Consider the following 15789-nt stretch of genomic DNA (forward strand, 5'->3'; position numbering starts at 1 on the left):
CGATGCTCTACGTGATACTCGCCCTTGAGGTTCTCCTAGTCGTTGAAGCCTTCGGAGACCTCGGGATTGCAATGGCTGGCGGGGCAATGGCGTTCCTTGGTGCACTCTACATCTGGGCAACGAGACACAAGTTCGGAGAGAACCTGATTCCCCTCGAGAGGGAGGAAATGCCCTGGCTCTACGACGGCATAGCCGAGCTCGCCGAGAAAGCCAACGTCCCAATGCCCAAGGTTTACCTGCTCGATGACTACATACCCAACGCATACTCCTTTGGCAACACGATAGTCCTCTCCCTGGGTCTCTTTGAAGTGCTCGACAAGGATGAGATAATCGCCGTCGCCGCCCACGAACTCGGCCACATAAAGAACCGCGACACCAAGTGGTTTCCGATGGTAACCTACGGAAGGTGCCTCATGATGATAACAACACTGGCACTCCTCATAGCAGGGAGCGTCCCGGTCAAGGGGGCTGCAACTGTCCTCTACATAGCGTACGAGCTTGCCCGCAGTGATTTCATGAAGAAGAGGGAGTTCCTCGCCGACGAGACCGCGTTGAGGTTGCTTAAGATACCAATGAGCCTAAAAAGGGCCCTTGAGGAGCTCAAGTACTACGAAGACCTCAGGATGAACGTCAAGGTCAACGCGGTTCCGAGCATAGAGCCGGGCATAGAAAGGGAAAAGCGCTTCGCGTTCTTCACTGAAACCCACCCAAGCTACGAGGAAAGAATCCTTAGGATAACGTTTGAGATGAACAACCTGATGAGGATGAAGCAGGTGCGGTGATATGACGGTTGAGATTTCCCTCGACCCAGAGAAAGCAGAGAGGATAAGGCGAATCAGGCCAACAAAGGACGAGTACTTCATGCTCATAGCGAAACTTGTCTCACTCAGAGCGACCTGTCCACGCCTTAGAGTCGGAGCCGTCGCGGTTAAGGACGGCTACATCCTCGCTACCGGCTACAACGGCGCGCCGAGGGGAATGGACCACTGCATTGACGTGGGCTGTCTCATCGTTGATGGCCACTGCCACAGGGCGGTTCACGCCGAGCAGAACGTCATAGCGATGGCGGCAAGGAAGGGAATAAGCCTCGAAGGGGCCACGCTTTACGTCACGCACTTCCCCTGCGACACCTGCTTCAAGCTCGTCATCAACGCTGGAATCAAGGAGATAGTCTACGAGGAGATGTACCCCAACGAGGCCACAGAGATACTTCTGAAGGAGGCACAGGAGAAGGGGATAGTGAAGATAAGGCAGTTCAAACTGCCGAAGGAGCGCGTTAGGGCGTTCCTCGAGGAGCTCTTCGGGGAGTTCATTTGAGCTTTTTCTCAATCTCCTCCAGCCTTCTGTTCATCTCCTCGAGTTCTATGGCCACCTTCCTTGTCAGCTCGGTTATCTCGCGCTCGGTCTTGTCCACCGCGAGATAGACCTTGAAGATTATCAGGTATGCCACCCCAATCGCCACGACGAAGAGGGCATCGAGTCCCCTGCCGAGGCCCAGGATGTCCTTAATTTCAAGGGCGATTCTAAGGGGAAACAGGGCAACGAGAAGCAAACCCAAAAGAAGAACTTCCCAAAACAGAAAGTCCCCCCACTCAAAATCGCGCTTCCTGTACTTACCGAGGACATAGACCATAAGGGCGAGCACGATTACAAGTGTAATCATCTGAACGACGTACATTTCCATCACCTCAACCTGTCAAAGAGAAGGTTGAGCGCTATCTTAACGCCCTCCAAAACGTTGGTTCCCTTCTTCATCGAGTACTCAGTGTAGACGGCCTTAATCGGAACCTCAACGATTCTACAACCTGCTTTGGCGGCCTCGATTATAATCTCGCTCGACACGGCGTAGCGGTCGCAGGTTATCCTTATCTTCCTCACACAGTCCCCGCTGAGGCACCTCAGCCCGCTCTGGCTATCGCTGACGTACTTCCGAGCAAAGACGGCAGTGATGGCATCGAGGACGAAGTTGCCGAACTTCTTCACGAAGGGCATCTCGCTCGTGTCCCCCTTAAGCCTCGAACCGACGGCGAAGTCCGCCCTCCCTTCAGCGACCGGCTTCATGACGCGGAGCGCGTCACTGAGGAGATGCTGACCGTCGGCGTCGAAGGTCAGAACGAGCTTTGCGTTCCTCCTGACGGCGTAGGCGAAACCCGTTCCGAGGGCACCGCCGAGCCCCCTGTTGACGAGATGGTTGAGAACGTGAACGCCGTAGGAGCGTGCTATCTCCTCCGTTCTATCCCTGGAGCCGTCGTTCACGACGATTATCTCGTCCCTCCTGAAGTAGCGGAGGAGGTCCTCAATGACCGCGCCGATGGTCTTCTCCTCGTTGTACGCCGGAACGACGACGTAGCTCGAGAACAGCCTTTCAAAGAGCTCCTTAAGGTGAAGGAGGTTCTCAACCTCGAAGTTGGGCTCGGCCTCCACCTGAAAGCTCATCCTGCCAGCGTCGTGGCCGGTGACGAGAACGCTGAGCGCGCCGAGCTCCCTGGCGGGTATGATGTCGTAGCCGTGGTCCCCAACGACAACCGCTTTCTCCGGCGGAACGCTGAGTTCGTCAAGGATTCTCCTGAGCTGGCCTGGGTTGGGCTTCAGCTCCTCCGGAGAAACATCGTCCCGCGTTGAGATTATGTCGAAGTAGTCTTTGAGGCCGTGAAGCTCGAGGGCCTTCATAGTGGCCTTCCTGGAACTCCTCGTCATCAGGGCGAGCTTTATCCCCCTGTTCCGGAGAAAGTCAAGGAGCTCCCGCGCACCTTCAAAGACGAAGCTTTCGTCCATTCTCTCAGCTTCAAGCTCGACGAGAATTGAGTAGAGCTCCTCAAATGGTCTGCCCGTCTTTTTAGAGAGTTCGATAAGGCCCTCGTACATCGGCGTTAGGTCGCCTATGAGCTCCTCGGGGATTCCGAGGGAGATTAGCCTCTCCCTAAGCTCGGACTTTATGTCGCTGAAGGGTTTTTCAGCACCAACGAGGGTTCCATCGAGGTCGAAAAGGACCGCCCTGATGTCCATGCTACCACCGAAGGGTTTATTTTCGCTCCCGCGTAGGGAAGCTGGTGTCAGAGATGATAACGTTCCTCGCGCTTATAGCTTTAATCCTTTCGCTCGTCCTCACGGGATACGTCAGGGAGCTCATGCGAAAAGCGGGAATCGTCGGTAGGGACATCCACAAGCTGGAAATGCCAGAAGTTCCCGAGATGGGAGGGATTGCGATAGTCATGACCGTTGGAGTCCTCGGAGCACTTGTGAAGCCCGAGGCCCTACCTGTTTTCCTGCTCTTCGGCCTCGTCGGTATCATAGACGACCTAACGGCCCTCAGGCAGTCCCACAAGGTAATCCTCTCACTCCTCGTCTCGATTCCGGTGGCGTTCCTGGACGTGGGCAGGGGCGTTGACCTCTTCGGCTACAACCTCAACCTCGGAATCCTCTATCCTGTTTTCGCGGTTCTGTTCATTACGGGCTCTGCCAACCTCGTGAACATGCTGGCCGGGTTCAACGGACTTGAGGTGGGCACGAGCGCCATCGCGCTCGGCTTTCTCGCGCTGATGACAGATGGAACGGCAAGGGGACTCGCTCTGATAGGGCTCGGAGCTTCTCTCGGCTTCCTCTGGTGGAACAAATACCCGGCCAGGGTCTTCCCCGGCGACACTGGAACGCTCAGCCTAGGAGCTTTGATAGGTCTCGTCGGAATCCTCGGCAAGGTCGAGGTCTACACCGCCATCCTGCTGATTCCGCACTTCCTCGACTTCATGATAAAGGCACTGAGCGTCCGCTTTGGTGTGAGAAAGCACGGAAGAACAGAGGTAATGCCCGACGGGACGCTGAAGGCCCCGCCCTACCCAAGCTTCCTGGGGACAATAATGAGAAGGGCCAGGGTAACGGAGCCGAAGCTCGTGGCCATCGTGTGGGGAATCGAGTTCACACTCGGTCTTCTCGCCTGGGCTCTGAGTCAATTACTTTGACCATTCCAAAGCCATACCTCGTTTTTTCTCCGAACCCCGTCTCGTAGCCGAACTTCGCGAGCTCCCGCGAGCCGGTGTAGCGGAACACCATGAGGGAACTCCTGAAGTAGGTGTCCCTCACGAGAATTCTCACGGGCTTGAACTTGAGAACTTCAAGCTTGAACTCCTTGTCCTCCGGCATGTGGCCGTAAATGGCCGAGTAGCGCATCAGCATTACCTTGCGGAGCTTGTCAAAGAACATCTCGTCGCTGGGATACAGGTCCCATATCTTCATTCTTCCGTTGACGAACTTGACAGTCCTAACCATTATCGGACTGAGTGTGGAGAACAGAACCTCGTCCTTGAGCTCGGGCTCCTTGAGAACCTTAACGTTGTCCGCTATGAACGTCGCGTCCCCAATCTTAAGGAGAGGGTCGTCGAGGAAGCCCTCGGCGATGGCCTTGATGAGCTCTCCGGAGTGAGACGAGACGTAGAGGGAAACGTCGTCCGAGAGAACCTTAATGCCCGCCTCTGGAAGAAGCTCTCTCTTACGAACCATAATACGGGAGAACGTGAAGTGGTCCGCGTGACTTGTTTCTACTTCGTGGGCCAGCTCTGGAGAAACGAGGTATATCTTCTCTAAAATCTGTGTGTAGACCTCGTAGTTGTAGTTGAACGGCAGTATCGTTCCTTCCTCAGCTGGTCTCAGCTTGATTTCGATTCTCATTCTACCCCACCCCGGTTTCAACCAGAAAGAATTGGAACTTAAGGTTAATAAGAATTTCGTATGTCAAACGTCGATTTAGTTACAACTCTAAAGAGTCAACAATGGATGTTGAATATCAAGTAACACCAGCAGAGACAACAGACGACCCAACAAGGTTAAAAAGGACTCCAGCGATAATGACACAGTGGAGAGGTGAGAGAACATGAGCATTGAAGATGCAAACATTCACGAAGGTTACGATGATTACATCACCTTCCTGAAGAGACGCATAAGGCAACTTGAGCTCCAGGTGAGGACGCTCGAGGCCGACAAGGAGAGGCTTGAGAGGGAACTCTCGAGGCTCAGGATGGAGATGTCAAGGCTTCGCCAGCCCCCAGCCTTCGCGGGCAACGTTATAGAAGTCCTCGACGACGAGAGGGCCATAGTCCAGAACTACAACGGACCGCGCTTCGTCGTTAGAATCGCCCCGTGGATAGAAAGGGACAAGCTGAAGCCTGGCTCAAGGGTCGCCCTAGACCAGAGGACTATGGCGATAGTCGAGCTCCTTCCAACGGAGAAGGACCCGAGCGTCCTCGGCTTTGAGGTCATAGAGAGGCCCAAAGTCACCTACAAGGACATCGGCGGTCTCGACAAGCAGTTGCAGGAGCTCCGCGAGGCCATAGAGCTCCCGCTCAAGCACCCCGAGCTCTTCGAGAAGGTTGGAATCGAGCCCCCGAAGGGAGTCCTCCTCTACGGCCCGCCGGGCTGTGGAAAGACTCTCATGGCGAAGGCCCTCGCGAGAGAGGTCAACGCAACCTTCATCCGCGTCGTTGGAAGCGAACTGGTCAGGAAGTTCATCGGCGAGGGCGCCCGCTTGGTGCACGAGCTCTTCGAGCTCGCCAAGGAGAAGGCCCCAACGATAATCTTCATCGACGAGATTGACGCGATTGGAGCCAAGAGAATGGACGAAACGACCGGTGGCGAGAGGGAAGTCAACAGGACCCTGATGCAACTCTTAGCGGAGATGGACGGCTTCGACCCACGCGGAAACGTCAAGGTCATAGCGGCAACTAACAGGCCCGACATACTCGACCCGGCCCTGCTCAGGCCAGGGAGATTCGACAGGCTGATTGAAGTTCCGCTCCCCGACTTCCGCGGAAGACTCGAGATACTCAAGGTCCACACGAGGAAGATGAACCTGAGGGACGTTGACCTGCGCATCATAGCGGAACTCACCGAGGGGGCGAGCGGAGCTGACTTGAAGGCCATAGCGACCGAGGCCGGGATGTTCGCCATCAGGGACAGGCGTGAATACGTTACGCAGGACGACTTCCTCAGGGCTGTTGAGAAGGTCTTAGGGGCTGAGAAGAGGCTCGCCCAGGCGATAGCGATGCACGAGGTCATGTACGGCTGACCTTTCTTTTCTCATTCACCGGAGGAGAGAGCGAATGGTCAGCAAGCTGTTGGCGCTCGAAGCTTATCCGAGCCTCCGAGACCTGGACTTCAGAATCCTCAGGGGAGTAGAGCTGAACATGAGACACCACAAGTGGGTGCCCTTAGAGGATATAGCGCGCTTCGCCAGGGTGGACGTTGAGACAGCATCGTTCAGGCTCGGCAAGCTCGACGATATGTCCCTCGTCAGGAGAAGGAGCGACATAGGCTACATCGGCTACCAGCTCACGATACACGGCTACGACGTTTTGGCCATAAGGGCCCTCGCGAGGAAAGGTGTTGTAGAGGCGATAAGCACGACGCAGATTGGCGTTGGGAAGGACGCCGACGTTTACGTCGGGATAACGCCAACCGGCGAGAAAGTTGCCGTTAAGTTCAACAGGATAGGGGGCAGAACCGCGTCCAGGAGGGCGGGCTACCACTCCCACGTCTTCGCCAATAAACACCACACGAGCTGGCTCTACATCTCAAGGCTCATAGCAAAAAAAGAATACGACGCCCTCGTTCTACTCAGCCCGATTGCGAGGGTTCCTAAGCCGATAGCCTGGAACAGGCACGTTGTAGTCATGGAGTTCATAGAGGGAACGGAGCTCGCGGAGCTTAGAGACGACGAGCTGACGAAGGAGGAAGCAACGGAAGTCCTCGACAGAATCCTCGAGGAGTACCTCAAGATAGTGCGCTTTGGGATAGTCCACTCGGATTTAAGTGAGTTCAACGTCGTTTTAACGGGCGACGAGGTACTGATAATAGACTGGGCCCAGCACCTGACCACCGCCCACCCGGAGAGCTACGAGCTGTTGAAGAGGGATTTAACGGTCATAATCAACGCCTTCAGGCGGAGGTGGCGGGTTGAGAGGAGCTTTGATGAAATCTGGCCAGCCTTCGAGAGGGCCTGGCACGAGAGCAGGGGGGAGGGGTATGACAATTAAGTACGAGCCCCTTAACAGGCGCGAGAGGATTGTTAAGCTCTTCCGCGAGGCCATCGAGGCCGAGAACAGGAAGGACCTCAAAACCGCGAAGAGAAAGCTCGACGAGATACTTCACGAGAGCCTCGACGTTGAGCCCGAGTTCTACTTCGAGGCCTGCTTCCGCCTAGCTGATATCTTCCTCCAAGAGGACAACTACAGGGGAGCCGTCAAGTGCGCCCTGAGGGCCATCCTGCGGGCACCGAGCGAGGACCACTACAGGCTCGGCGTGAAGAGGCTCGGAGACATACTCGCGATAATCAAGAAGGAGAACCGCCTGGCGGAGCTGGCTGAGAACATGGACGCGACGCTCAGGCTCATCGAGGAGGATGAAGAGCTACACCGCTTTACGCTCGCCCTCGTGAAGCTCGCGAGGGGAGAAAGGGTGAGGGAGAAGTTCATCCTGCCCGAGTTCAACGAGGTCTTCGAGAGCCTAATCGAGTGAGGAACTCCATTACGTACTCTTTTTCCGGCGGAAACGGGAAGTTGTAGGGCTCTTTCTTTGGCCTCTCGTTGTAGTAGGGCCTGTTGCAGGCGGGACAGCCGTGCGTTGCGAAAACCGCCGGCGGAACCTCGATGCCAGCTAAATCAAAGCCCTCTATCGAGTCCCCGTCGAAGATTATCCTGTCACTCAAGCCCTTTTCGACGAGCCACCTAGCCAGCTGTACCTTCCTGTAGCGCTCGATGCTCGGCGGTTCGAGGTTCTCAAGTCTCGTTCCCTTGAGGGGGGTGAAAGCGAAGAGTGAAACATCAGCCCCAATCGCGTAGGCCCTCTCGAAGACCTCTACCAGCTCCCTGTCGGTTTCGCCGAGGCCGACTATGACGTGGATTAAAGCTTTCCTCGGACCGAGGACGTCAACTACCCTCCCCGCAAAGTCCCACATCTCGTCCCACTCAAAGTCTGGCTTTATCTCGCTAAAGAGCCTCTCGCTCGCGACGTCGAGGCCAACTCCAACGTAGTCAACGCCGAGCTCTCTAAACTCCTCAAGCGTTTCCCTCGAAACGGGCGTTATCGAGACCGAGACAGGCAAGTTAAGGGGCTTGAACGCCCCTAGAAGTGCCAGAACGTCGTCGAGCATTCTGGGATAGTCTATCGTCTGCAGGCATATCCTTCCGAAACGGCCGTTGGGGAGAGCTTGGACAACTTTTTCGAGCTCGAAGGCCGGCCAGGTGACGCGGGAGAGCCTGTCGAGGTTTGCCCTGCTGGAGCGCGCCTGGGCGCAGAAGGCACAGTCGTTTTTACACCTGCCGGGCCAGTATGTCATCAGATAGGCTGTCGTCGGCCTGGCCAGGAGCTTTGCCCGGATTAGGCCCATCGCTATCGCCGTTCCGTAGGAGACCCTAACGAGCATTGACATTCCCCCAGATGACGGGCGCGTAGAGGGTTATAAACCCGACCCCCAGGATGAGCGGGAGGAGCGGGAAGACACCGGCGTAACCGTAGAGCTGGGCGACGTAACCGAGGCTTACCTGGCCGGCCAGAGTTCCGAGGTCGAAGAACATCGTGTAGATTCCAGAACCCATCGTCCTGATTCTCCTCGGAAGGTTCCCGAGGGCCATCAGTTGCATCGCCGGAACGGCAAGCCCGAAGCCGGCCCCGATTAGGGCGGCGCTCACGTAGGAGCGGGGCGGGAGGGTGTAGAGGTTGAGCAGGGCGTAGCCGAGGAGGAGCAGGGTAAGGCCGAGGGTTATCACTGGAAGAGGCCCGCGTCTGTCGGCGCTTTTGCCGCCAATAACGCGCGTCATGAAGGAGAAGAGGCCGATGACCATCATGTAGTAGCCGAAGAGGCTCTGGGGAAGGGAGAGGGACTTGTAGAGGGCGGGGAGGTACGTGGTAACGCCCGCGTAGCTCATCGAGAAGAGGAAGAGCGTCAGCGATGCTGAGACGAAGGTTACCCTGAGCAGTTCGCGGTAGCTGGCCCTCTCGTGCTCCCTTGGCTTAACGACTTCGCCTGCCTCGCGCCAAGCTGTGAGCGCGAAGAGTGCTCCAGCTCCGGAGAAGAGAGCGGTGAGGGCGAACGCTCCGGCAAAGCCGATTACGTCGGAGGCATAGCCACCTATGGCCGGCCCGATTATGTTGCCGAGGGAGAACATCATGCCACGCCAGCCGAGGGTTTCGCCAACCCTACCTGCTGGGGCCAAATCAACGGCCGTTGAGAGGCTTGAGGGGAAGAATAGACCCATCGAGAAGCCATGAATGGCCCTTGCGAAGGCGAAGAGGTAAACGTTGGCGCTTACCGCTGAGACCACGTAGAGAACCCCAGCGAGAAGACCGAGGATGTTCCCGCCGACGAGGGCGTGAAAGCGATAACCTCTGTCGCCGACGGCACCGCCTACCGGCTTGGAGACGAGGGCGAGAAAAGAGGTGACGCCAGCAATGAGGCCGACGAGAAAGGGCTCGGCGTGGAGGCTGACGAGGAACGGGGAAACGACAGGGGTAACAACGCTTATCCCGAGGAAGAAAAAGAAGGTCGAGATGTTGAGAAGCCAGACGTTCCTCATCGAGGCCACTAAACACCAGCCTCCGGCTCGTCCATGCCGTCCTTCATGAAGGCGTAGCTCATATGCTTGGTGTTCTTGGCGAAGCCCACGTTGCCCCTTGCGTCAACCATAATGATGCCCATCGTGTCTTTGCCGAAGTACTTCGTGGCGAGGCTTATCGCGGCGTCGCTCGCCGATTGAGCGTCAAGGCCGAACCTGACGAGGTCGGTGGCACTCTTTGCCAGGGCGAGCTTTATGGCAACCTCTCCAAGGCCGGTGCAGGAAGCTCCAGCGACCTCGTTGGCGTAGGTTCCGCCACCGATTATAGGCGTGTCACCAACGCGACCGAACATCTTGAGGAAGACCCCACCGGTTGATGTTCCAGCAACGACCTCCTCGCCGTCGAAGGCAACCGCCCCGACGGTGCTCCTTAAAACCTCCGGATACTCCTTGATGAGCTCGTTGAGCTTCTTCCAGTGCCTCGTCTCGCCCTTCTCGATGAGCTTCTTCCTCAGCTCTTCCCACTGCTTGAGCCTCTCCTCGGTTATCGGGTCGTACTCCTCGAAGCCGAGAAGCCTTGCGAACTTCACGGCGCCTTCACCGATTAAAAGGACGTGGTCGGTCTTCTCCATGACCTTCCTCGCGACGCTTATCGGGTTCTTGACGCCCCAGATTCCGGCAACGGCTCCCGCCTCAAGGGTCTTCCCGCGCATTATGGCAGCATCCATCTCGACCCTGCCGTCGAGGGTTAAAACGCTCCCGGTTCCAGCGTTGAAAATCGGGTTGTCCTCAAGGGCCTTAACTGCCTCTTCAACGGCATCGAGGGCGGAACCCCTCTTCAGCTCACGCCAGCCGGCTAAAACAGCCTCCCTAACGCCCTCGATGACCTTTGGAATTCTCTCCTCCTTCCTTATTGTACCAGCGCCACCGTGAACTATTATCGCGGCCATGAAAACCACCGAAAAAAGTTCCCTCGAAGGGTTAAAAGGGTTGTGGAAACGAAGAGAAATCAGCTGAGTGCCATGTTGATTATCGTCTCGCCGATGTTCTCGATGTACTCAAGGATTCTCCGGAAGCTCTCCTTGGCTATGGACTGCCTGTAGTCGGTTGCCTTAATCGTGGCGCGGAGCTCGAGCATGAGCTTGTCTATCGCCTTGAGGTCGCGCTTCTCTATCTGCGCAACCATCGCCTCGAACTTCTCCCTCAGGTAGGGCACATCAACCTCACCGGGGTTCTCGGCTATCCTAATGATGTGGTCGCCTATCCTCTCGATTTCCCTCGCTATGAAGAGGATTCCCATGAGGTCAAAGGTCCTCTTGACGATTCCGCTCTCCTCGGTAACCGTGTGCTTGCTGAGGAGCCTGTTAACAGTCCTAACGATGAGAAAGTAAAAGCGGTCGAGCTCGTTTTCGAGGTCGTTTATGTCGCGCCTTATCTCGCCGTCCTCGCCCTGAATGAGTAATTCGAGGTCGCCGAGCATCGAGACCACGAGGGAGCGAATCCGTCTGAGGAGTTCAACAAGGTTCACCTCGTCCTCGTCGAGAAGGCTCTTCGCCACTATCCTGCTGGGCTCGTCGAGTATTATCTCAACGCCGGGGAGGCTTTGGAGAACCTTCCTTATCTTGACCTTGTAAATCGGCATCTCCTCCGTGAAGTGAATCTCAAGGACGTCGTAGCCCTGAATGTAGGCGGAAATCACGAGCCTTATGGCCATGTCCGGCGAGAACTCCTTGGAGAGTCGCAGTATCTTCTTCTCGCTGACGTCCCTCGGCTCGCTGGGAAAGATGGTTATACTGCCGTCGGGGTTTATAGTCAGCGGTATTGTGTCGCCCTGCTTGAGGTTGTGCTCCTTGACCCATTTCTTTGGGAGGGAAATTATGTATGAGCTCCTCCCTGTAAACTGTATCTTCCTGAACTCCATAGCCAGCACCAAACGCTATATAGTGGTAGGCGTTAAAGGCTTCACTTCGATAGACTTATAAACGCTATGAGGGGCGTTTCATCATGCTCTCCGAGTACGGCAGGGACGCGAAGATACTCATTACAGCTAACGCACTGGGCCAGACGTTCCTCTGGTTTTCGTTCTTCATAATGCCCTTCTACCTCAAGGCCCTCGGCTACGACATGAAGGCGATGGGAGCTTTCTTCTCGGCCCAGACGATAGTCGGTGGCCTCTTCTTTCTCTTAGCTGGCCACATCTCACTCCGCCTCGGCTATCGAAAGACCCTGCTCCTGAGCGCGCTCATCGGGCTCATCGGAAGACTCTTCCAGGTGCTCGCGTTGAACACAGCGGTCCTCTTCCTCGGCTTCGTCCTGGTTGGAGTCAATATGGGGCTGAGACAGCCGAACTACAACGCCTACCTGAGCGAGCTCGTCCCGGATGAGAGGAGACACGAGGCGTTTTCAAAGAGCTTTGGGCTGGGAACGCTCTTCAACTCCCTCGGCGTTCTTTTAGCGGGCTTTCTGCCGGGCTACCTCATGGGGATATCTCTCGCTGAGGAGACCGCCTACAGGATAACCTTCTCACTCTCGATACTCCAGTTCGTCTTCGTCGTTCCGGCTTTGCTTCTCGTGAGTGAAGTTGATGTCAGGGAGAAGAGGATAAAGTGGGAGAGAAGTTTAGTCCTCAAAATCCTCAAGTTCTCGCTCCCGAGCGCGCTCATAGGCCTCGGCGCGGGGATAACGATACCATTCATGAGCCTCTACTTCAAGCTTCGCTTTGGGGAAACGCTCCAGGCGATAAGCTGGATTTTCTTCTTCCAGCAGCTGGCGATGGGTCTCGGCTCCTTCGAATTGCCGGAGCTCGTGAGGAGGTGGGGCCCAGTAAAGGTCATAACATCATTTCAAGGACTCGCTACCTTCCTCTTTGCGGTGTTTCCCTCGATAGAGACGTTTGCACTCGCAGGAGCGGTTTACGTCCTAAGGGCCATACTCATGAACATCATCTGGCCAATAAACGACTCCTTTATGATGGGCTTTTTCAGGACTGAGGAAAAAGCAACAGCCAATGGCATAAGGCAGGCCTTCTCGACCCTCATGCGCGGGGTAGGCAACTCCCTCGGCGGGACGCTATTCGCGGTTTCATTGGCCTATCCCTTCTACGCCACCGCGCTCCTCTATGCCCTTGCGACAGGACTGTTCTACGCCTTCTTCATAAAGCACAACGAAGAATGATAGAATTAAGCATAAAAAGCCAGAAAAATCAGGCCCTGGCGAGCTCCTCCCCACGCTCAAAGACCCTGAAGTTCATCTCCCAGAGCTTCTCGCGGAGGGTCAGCCTTATTCCCTCAAGAAGGCTCTTGCGCTTAAGGGGTATCAGGCCCTTCCCGTAGGCGTAGCCGAGCATCAGGACGCCCAAAGTTCTGGGGTTTATCCTGTCTGCCTCGCGCTGGAAGTTCATCATGTGGACGGGGCAGATTCTCCCTATCGCCTTTTCGATTTCATCGAGCTCCGGGTAGCGCTCCTTCCCGACGAGGGTTGTCGCTGTGTGGATGGGATAGGCGTTCACTATGGCAACGCTGTTCTTTCCGAGAAAGCGTGCGTTCCTTAAAGCCTCGGCAGGCTCAAGGGCGAGCATGAGGTTGGCCTTGCCCTCTTCGATGAGGGGCGAATAGACCTCCTCACCGAAGCGGAGGTAGCTGAGAACGCTACCGTAGCGCTGGCTCATTCCGAGGGTTTCACCAATGCGAACGTTGTAGCCCTCAACCATCGCCGCGTTTCCGACTATCCTCGAAAGGGTAAGACCGCCCTGACCGCCGACTCCGGTAATGATGAGGTTGAACTCCATGAGCACCACCCTGGGGAGTTGGAGGGGGGAGAATAAAAAGCTAAGCTCAAAAAAATTCGGCAGGACTTCCAGAGACCCAAAAATCTCCAAAGTTTTCAGCGTAAAGCTTGCACTATACTCATCTTCCAGAAGGAAACGGCGGGATACCTATTTAAAGAATCGCGAGGACTCAAAAACATGACGTTTGAAGAGTACTACTCCGCATTCAAAGCCTACAGCGACATCTATTCCGACGAGTACAGGAAGAGAATTGAGAACCTTGAACCGCTCCTGATGAAGTTCATGAAGGAAAAGGGGAAAGTCCTCGACCTCGGCTGTGGTGCCGGAGGCTTCTCGTTCCTGCTTGAGGATTTGGGCTTCACCGTCGTTGGCGTTGACAACAGCGACTACATGCTCTCCCTCGCGAGGGGTTTTGCCAAAGAGAAGGGCTCGAAGGTGGAGCTCATCAAAGCCGACGCCAGAGAGTTGCCCTTTGAAGATAACACCTTTGACTACGTTCTCTTCATCGACAACCTCGTTCACTTCGAACCCCTCGACCTCGGAAAGGCGTTCCGCGAGATGGCAAGGGTCCTGAAGCCTGGCGGAAAGCTAATCCTCCAGTTCACCGACCTGAGGGCGCTCCTCCCGGTTCTCATGAACGGGCAGGTAATCGGAGCTGAATACTGGATTAGCAAAGTTTTGCCGGACAAGGACGAGAAAACAGTCCTGATAGAGTTCCAGAGCGAGGAGAAGTCCTTCAGGGTTCGCTTCAACGTCTGGGGAAAGACGGCAGTGGAACTACTCGCGAAGCTCTACTTCCGGAAGGTCGGGGAAGAAAAGATAAACGAACACACTTACCTCCAGGTCTACCTACCGAAAAAATGAATCAGGCCTCGAAGCGAAGCCTTTTGACCACGAACTCCCTGTCGAGCGAAGCAAGGAACGGAGCCAGCCTCGGCCCGCGGTCCTTTCCTATGAAGAGGTTGTATAGGGCTTTGAACCACTCCTTGCTCGGGATTCCGCGCTTCTTGGCAACGTCGAAGATTGCGTTGTTGAGCTCATCAACGGTGAAGGCATTGGCCTCAATCCAGTCCGCCAGCTCTCTCATCGCCTCTCTGATTTCTGGCCTGAGTTCAAGCTCTGGCACCTCCTCAAGCAGGCTGAACTTGACGTTCTCAGGGGCATACTTCTCGACCCAGTTCCTGGCGAGCCTGATGCGGAGCCTTATCCTCTCAATGTCCTCTTCGCTCAGGTTCTCGGGAATGTGACCCTGCTCCTGGAGAACCCTGATTATTCCGTCCTCATCGAGATGAGGCATCTGGACGAGGGTGACGAGGAAGCGGAAGGGCGCCTGGGCGATAAGCCTCTCCGGAACCTTCGGCATCGACAGCTCGTAGGTTCTCTTGAGTTCCTCTTCCTCCTCGGGGTTCTTTGCGTGCTCAAGGCCGAAGTAAATTCTCTCGACCTTGTCGAACTCGTCGTAGAGGTTGAGCAGGCCGAGGCCGAGGTCTATCTTGAGTTCCTTGTTGGGTCTCGCCTTGGCATAGATGAAGCGGATTATTCCCGGCTCGAGAACCTCGTAGAGGTCGCTGAGGAGTATAACGTTGCCCTTTGAGCCACTCATCTTGCCCTTCTGCCCCTTGATTCCGACGAACTCATACATGAGCGTCATCGGGGCCTTCCAGCCGAAGACCTTCTCCGAAATCTCCTTTCCGGTGTCGTAGGAGCTTCCAGCGGCGAGGTGGTCTTTGCCGGCAGGCTCGAAGTCCACCTTGAAGTGCGCCCAGCGCATCGGCCAGTCGACACGCCAGCGGAGCTTAACGTTGCCCTCCCTTATGTCGGTCTCCCCTTCGCTCCCGCAGTGCTCACAGCGGTATTTAACCTTCCACCCGCCGTCCCACGAGACGAACTTCGCCTCTCGCCTACACTTCGGGCAATAGACCATGACCGGCTGCCAGTCGTCTTCGAGGGGCGGTTGCTTGGCCCTCTCACGGTACTTGTCGAGAACGGCCTTAATATCGTCGCGCTTTTCGAGGGCGAGCCTTATCTCGTTGGCATACTCGCCGGACTTGTACAGCTCGCTCGCGTAGAGGAAGTCGGCCTCGATGCCGAGTTTTCTTATCTCTTCCTCGAACTTCTCCATAAAGTGTTCCGCGTAGCTGTCGTGACAGCCCCAGGGGTCGGGAACCTCGCGGACGGGCTTCGTGAGGTGTTCCCTCCACTCGGGCGGGACGTTCTTGGGCACCTTTCTAAAGCGGTCGTAGTCGTCCCACATGTGGATGTGCCTGACCTTCTTCCCCCTGTCGCGAAGGGCGTGGCCCACTATGTAGGCCGTGAAGAACTCGCGGAAGTTCCCAATGTGAACGTAACCGCTCGGCGTGATTCCGCTCTCGACCACGTACTCCTCCTTGTCGCCCCTTTCGCGGATTATCTTTTCGGCCATGTAGTCAGCCCAGTGAACCATTCTCACCACCGCGCTTAGCT

17 protein-coding genes are annotated in these 15789 nt (G+C 56.0%); 8 read left to right on the forward strand and 9 right to left on the reverse strand.

What is annotated here, in order from left to right; translation table 11 throughout:
• Positions 1 to 2: 2 nt before the first annotated feature.
• Positions 3 to 782 carry a M48 family metallopeptidase gene (locus tag MVO87_RS03540; RefSeq protein ID WP_297514524.1) on the forward strand — a complete coding sequence of 260 codons (780 nt, stop codon included), beginning with the start codon at positions 3 to 5 and terminating at the stop codon, positions 780 to 782.
• 1 nt (position 783) lies between these two features.
• The gene (locus tag MVO87_RS03545; RefSeq protein ID WP_297514527.1) at positions 784 to 1317 is read left to right on the forward strand and encodes a deoxycytidylate deaminase; all 534 of its coding nucleotides are present in this window, start codon (positions 784 to 786) and stop codon (positions 1315 to 1317) included.
• Here MVO87_RS03545 and MVO87_RS03550 read toward each other — a convergent pair.
• Positions 1310 to 1678 carry a DUF2304 domain-containing protein gene (locus MVO87_RS03550; protein ID WP_297514546.1) on the reverse strand — a complete coding sequence of 123 codons (369 nt, stop codon included), beginning with the start codon at positions 1676 to 1678 and terminating at the stop codon, positions 1310 to 1312. The genes MVO87_RS03545 and MVO87_RS03550 overlap by 8 nt on opposite strands.
• Before the next feature lie 5 nt (positions 1679 to 1683).
• The gene (locus MVO87_RS03555) at positions 1684 to 3006 is read right to left on the reverse strand and encodes an HAD-IA family hydrolase (RefSeq protein ID WP_297552210.1); all 1323 of its coding nucleotides are present in this window, start codon (positions 3004 to 3006) and stop codon (positions 1684 to 1686) included.
• Positions 3007 to 3059: 53 nt separating this feature from the next.
• Between MVO87_RS03555 and MVO87_RS03560 the strand changes: the two genes are divergently transcribed.
• Complete coding sequence (locus MVO87_RS03560) at positions 3060 to 3956, forward strand: MraY family glycosyltransferase (protein WP_297514549.1); 897 nt, start codon at positions 3060 to 3062, stop codon at positions 3954 to 3956.
• Here MVO87_RS03560 and cas6 read toward each other — a convergent pair.
• Positions 3913 to 4662, reverse strand: a complete 750-nt coding sequence (cas6, locus tag MVO87_RS03565; RefSeq protein ID WP_297514533.1) for a CRISPR-associated endoribonuclease Cas6 — start codon at positions 4660 to 4662, stop codon at positions 3913 to 3915. The two genes, MVO87_RS03560 and cas6, sit on opposite strands and share 44 nt — an antisense overlap.
• 202 nt (positions 4663 to 4864) lie before the next feature.
• Between cas6 and pan the strand changes: the two genes are divergently transcribed.
• From pan to MVO87_RS03580, 3 genes are read left to right on the forward strand one after another with little or no spacing between them, the layout of a single operon-like run.
• Positions 4865 to 6055, forward strand: a complete 1191-nt coding sequence (gene pan, locus MVO87_RS03570) for a proteasome-activating nucleotidase (RefSeq protein ID WP_297514535.1) — start codon at positions 4865 to 4867, stop codon at positions 6053 to 6055.
• Positions 6056 to 6089: 34 nt separating this feature from the next.
• A complete protein-coding gene (locus MVO87_RS03575; RefSeq protein ID WP_297514538.1) occupies positions 6090 to 7022 on the forward strand; it encodes a serine/threonine-protein kinase RIO2 in 933 nt (310 codons plus the stop codon).
• Positions 7012 to 7503, forward strand: a complete 492-nt coding sequence (locus tag MVO87_RS03580) for a hypothetical protein (RefSeq protein ID WP_297514540.1) — start codon at positions 7012 to 7014, stop codon at positions 7501 to 7503. The genes MVO87_RS03575 and MVO87_RS03580 overlap by 11 nt, the downstream gene beginning before the upstream one ends.
• Here the strand turns inward: MVO87_RS03580 and lipS2 are convergent.
• The 4 genes from lipS2 to MVO87_RS03600 are packed head-to-tail and all read right to left on the reverse strand — an operon-like array spanning position 7472 to position 11460.
• Positions 7472 to 8410, reverse strand: coding sequence for a LipS2 family lipoyl synthase (gene lipS2 / locus MVO87_RS03585; RefSeq protein WP_297552214.1), 939 nt, complete (start codon positions 8408 to 8410; stop codon positions 7472 to 7474). The two genes, MVO87_RS03580 and lipS2, sit on opposite strands and share 32 nt — an antisense overlap.
• On the reverse strand, positions 8400 to 9560 hold the full coding sequence (locus MVO87_RS03590) for an MFS transporter (RefSeq protein ID WP_297552216.1): 1161 nt from the start codon (positions 9558 to 9560) through the stop codon (positions 8400 to 8402). Before MVO87_RS03590 ends, lipS2 begins: the two co-directional genes overlap by 11 nt.
• An 8-nt stretch (positions 9561 to 9568) precedes the next feature.
• The gene (locus MVO87_RS03595; protein ID WP_297552218.1) at positions 9569 to 10489 is read right to left on the reverse strand and encodes an isoaspartyl peptidase/L-asparaginase family protein; all 921 of its coding nucleotides are present in this window, start codon (positions 10487 to 10489) and stop codon (positions 9569 to 9571) included.
• 59 nt (positions 10490 to 10548) lie between these two features.
• Complete coding sequence (locus tag MVO87_RS03600) at positions 10549 to 11460, reverse strand: phosphate signaling complex PhoU family protein (RefSeq protein ID WP_042691001.1); 912 nt, start codon at positions 11458 to 11460, stop codon at positions 10549 to 10551.
• Positions 11461 to 11543: 83 nt separating this feature from the next.
• On the opposite strand from MVO87_RS03600, the gene MVO87_RS03605 reads away from it, so the two are divergent.
• The gene (locus tag MVO87_RS03605; RefSeq protein WP_297516662.1) at positions 11544 to 12713 is read left to right on the forward strand and encodes an MFS transporter; all 1170 of its coding nucleotides are present in this window, start codon (positions 11544 to 11546) and stop codon (positions 12711 to 12713) included.
• Between the two features lie 28 nt (positions 12714 to 12741).
• On the opposite strand, the gene MVO87_RS03610 is transcribed toward MVO87_RS03605, so the two are convergent.
• Positions 12742 to 13326: an indolepyruvate oxidoreductase subunit beta gene (locus tag MVO87_RS03610; protein WP_297516665.1), complete on the reverse strand. Its 585-nt coding sequence runs from the start codon at positions 13324 to 13326 to the stop codon at positions 12742 to 12744.
• Positions 13327 to 13503: 177 nt separating this feature from the next.
• Here MVO87_RS03610 and MVO87_RS03615 point away from each other — a divergent pair, with 177 nt between their 5' ends.
• A complete protein-coding gene (locus MVO87_RS03615) occupies positions 13504 to 14190 on the forward strand; it encodes a class I SAM-dependent methyltransferase (protein WP_297552212.1) in 687 nt (228 codons plus the stop codon).
• A 1-nt stretch (position 14191) separates the two neighbouring features.
• Here MVO87_RS03615 and lysS read toward each other — a convergent pair whose 3' ends face one another.
• Complete coding sequence (lysS, locus tag MVO87_RS03620) at positions 14192 to 15769, reverse strand: lysine--tRNA ligase (RefSeq protein ID WP_297512478.1); 1578 nt, start codon at positions 15767 to 15769, stop codon at positions 14192 to 14194.
• Positions 15770 to 15789 lie beyond the last annotated feature (20 nt).

This window comes from Thermococcus sp., assembly GCF_027063845.1.
GTDB lineage: Archaea > Methanobacteriota_B > Thermococci > Thermococcales > Thermococcaceae > Thermococcus.

Bases quoted from the DNA above. Each gene is read 5' to 3' on its own strand.
- MVO87_RS03540 (WP_297514524.1), top strand. From the start codon at position 3: ATGCTCTACGTGATACTCGCCCTTGAGGTTCTCCTAGTCGTTGAAGCC.
- MVO87_RS03545 (WP_297514527.1), top strand. From the start codon at position 784: ATGACGGTTGAGATTTCCCTCGACCCAGAGAAAGCAGAGAGGATAAGG.
- MVO87_RS03550 (WP_297514546.1), bottom strand. From the start codon at position 1,678: ATGTACGTCGTTCAGATGATTACACTTGTAATCGTGCTCGCCCTTATG.
- MVO87_RS03555 (WP_297552210.1), bottom strand. From the start codon at position 3,006: ATGGACATCAGGGCGGTCCTTTTCGACCTCGATGGAACCCTCGTTGGT.
- MVO87_RS03560 (WP_297514549.1), top strand. From the start codon at position 3,060: ATGATAACGTTCCTCGCGCTTATAGCTTTAATCCTTTCGCTCGTCCTC.
- cas6 (WP_297514533.1), bottom strand. From the start codon at position 4,662: ATGAGAATCGAAATCAAGCTGAGACCAGCTGAGGAAGGAACGATACTG.
- pan (WP_297514535.1), top strand. From the start codon at position 4,865: ATGAGCATTGAAGATGCAAACATTCACGAAGGTTACGATGATTACATC.
- MVO87_RS03575 (WP_297514538.1), top strand. From the start codon at position 6,090: ATGGTCAGCAAGCTGTTGGCGCTCGAAGCTTATCCGAGCCTCCGAGAC.
- MVO87_RS03580 (WP_297514540.1), top strand. From the start codon at position 7,012: ATGACAATTAAGTACGAGCCCCTTAACAGGCGCGAGAGGATTGTTAAG.
- lipS2 (WP_297552214.1), bottom strand. From the start codon at position 8,410: ATGCTCGTTAGGGTCTCCTACGGAACGGCGATAGCGATGGGCCTAATC.
- MVO87_RS03590 (WP_297552216.1), bottom strand. From the start codon at position 9,560: ATGAGGAACGTCTGGCTTCTCAACATCTCGACCTTCTTTTTCTTCCTC.
- MVO87_RS03595 (WP_297552218.1), bottom strand. From the start codon at position 10,489: ATGGCCGCGATAATAGTTCACGGTGGCGCTGGTACAATAAGGAAGGAG.
- MVO87_RS03600 (WP_042691001.1), bottom strand. From the start codon at position 11,460: ATGGAGTTCAGGAAGATACAGTTTACAGGGAGGAGCTCATACATAATT.
- MVO87_RS03605 (WP_297516662.1), top strand. From the start codon at position 11,544: ATGCTCTCCGAGTACGGCAGGGACGCGAAGATACTCATTACAGCTAAC.
- MVO87_RS03610 (WP_297516665.1), bottom strand. From the start codon at position 13,326: ATGGAGTTCAACCTCATCATTACCGGAGTCGGCGGTCAGGGCGGTCTT.
- MVO87_RS03615 (WP_297552212.1), top strand. From the start codon at position 13,504: ATGACGTTTGAAGAGTACTACTCCGCATTCAAAGCCTACAGCGACATC.
- lysS (WP_297512478.1), bottom strand. From the start codon at position 15,769: ATGGTTCACTGGGCTGACTACATGGCCGAAAAGATAATCCGCGAAAGG.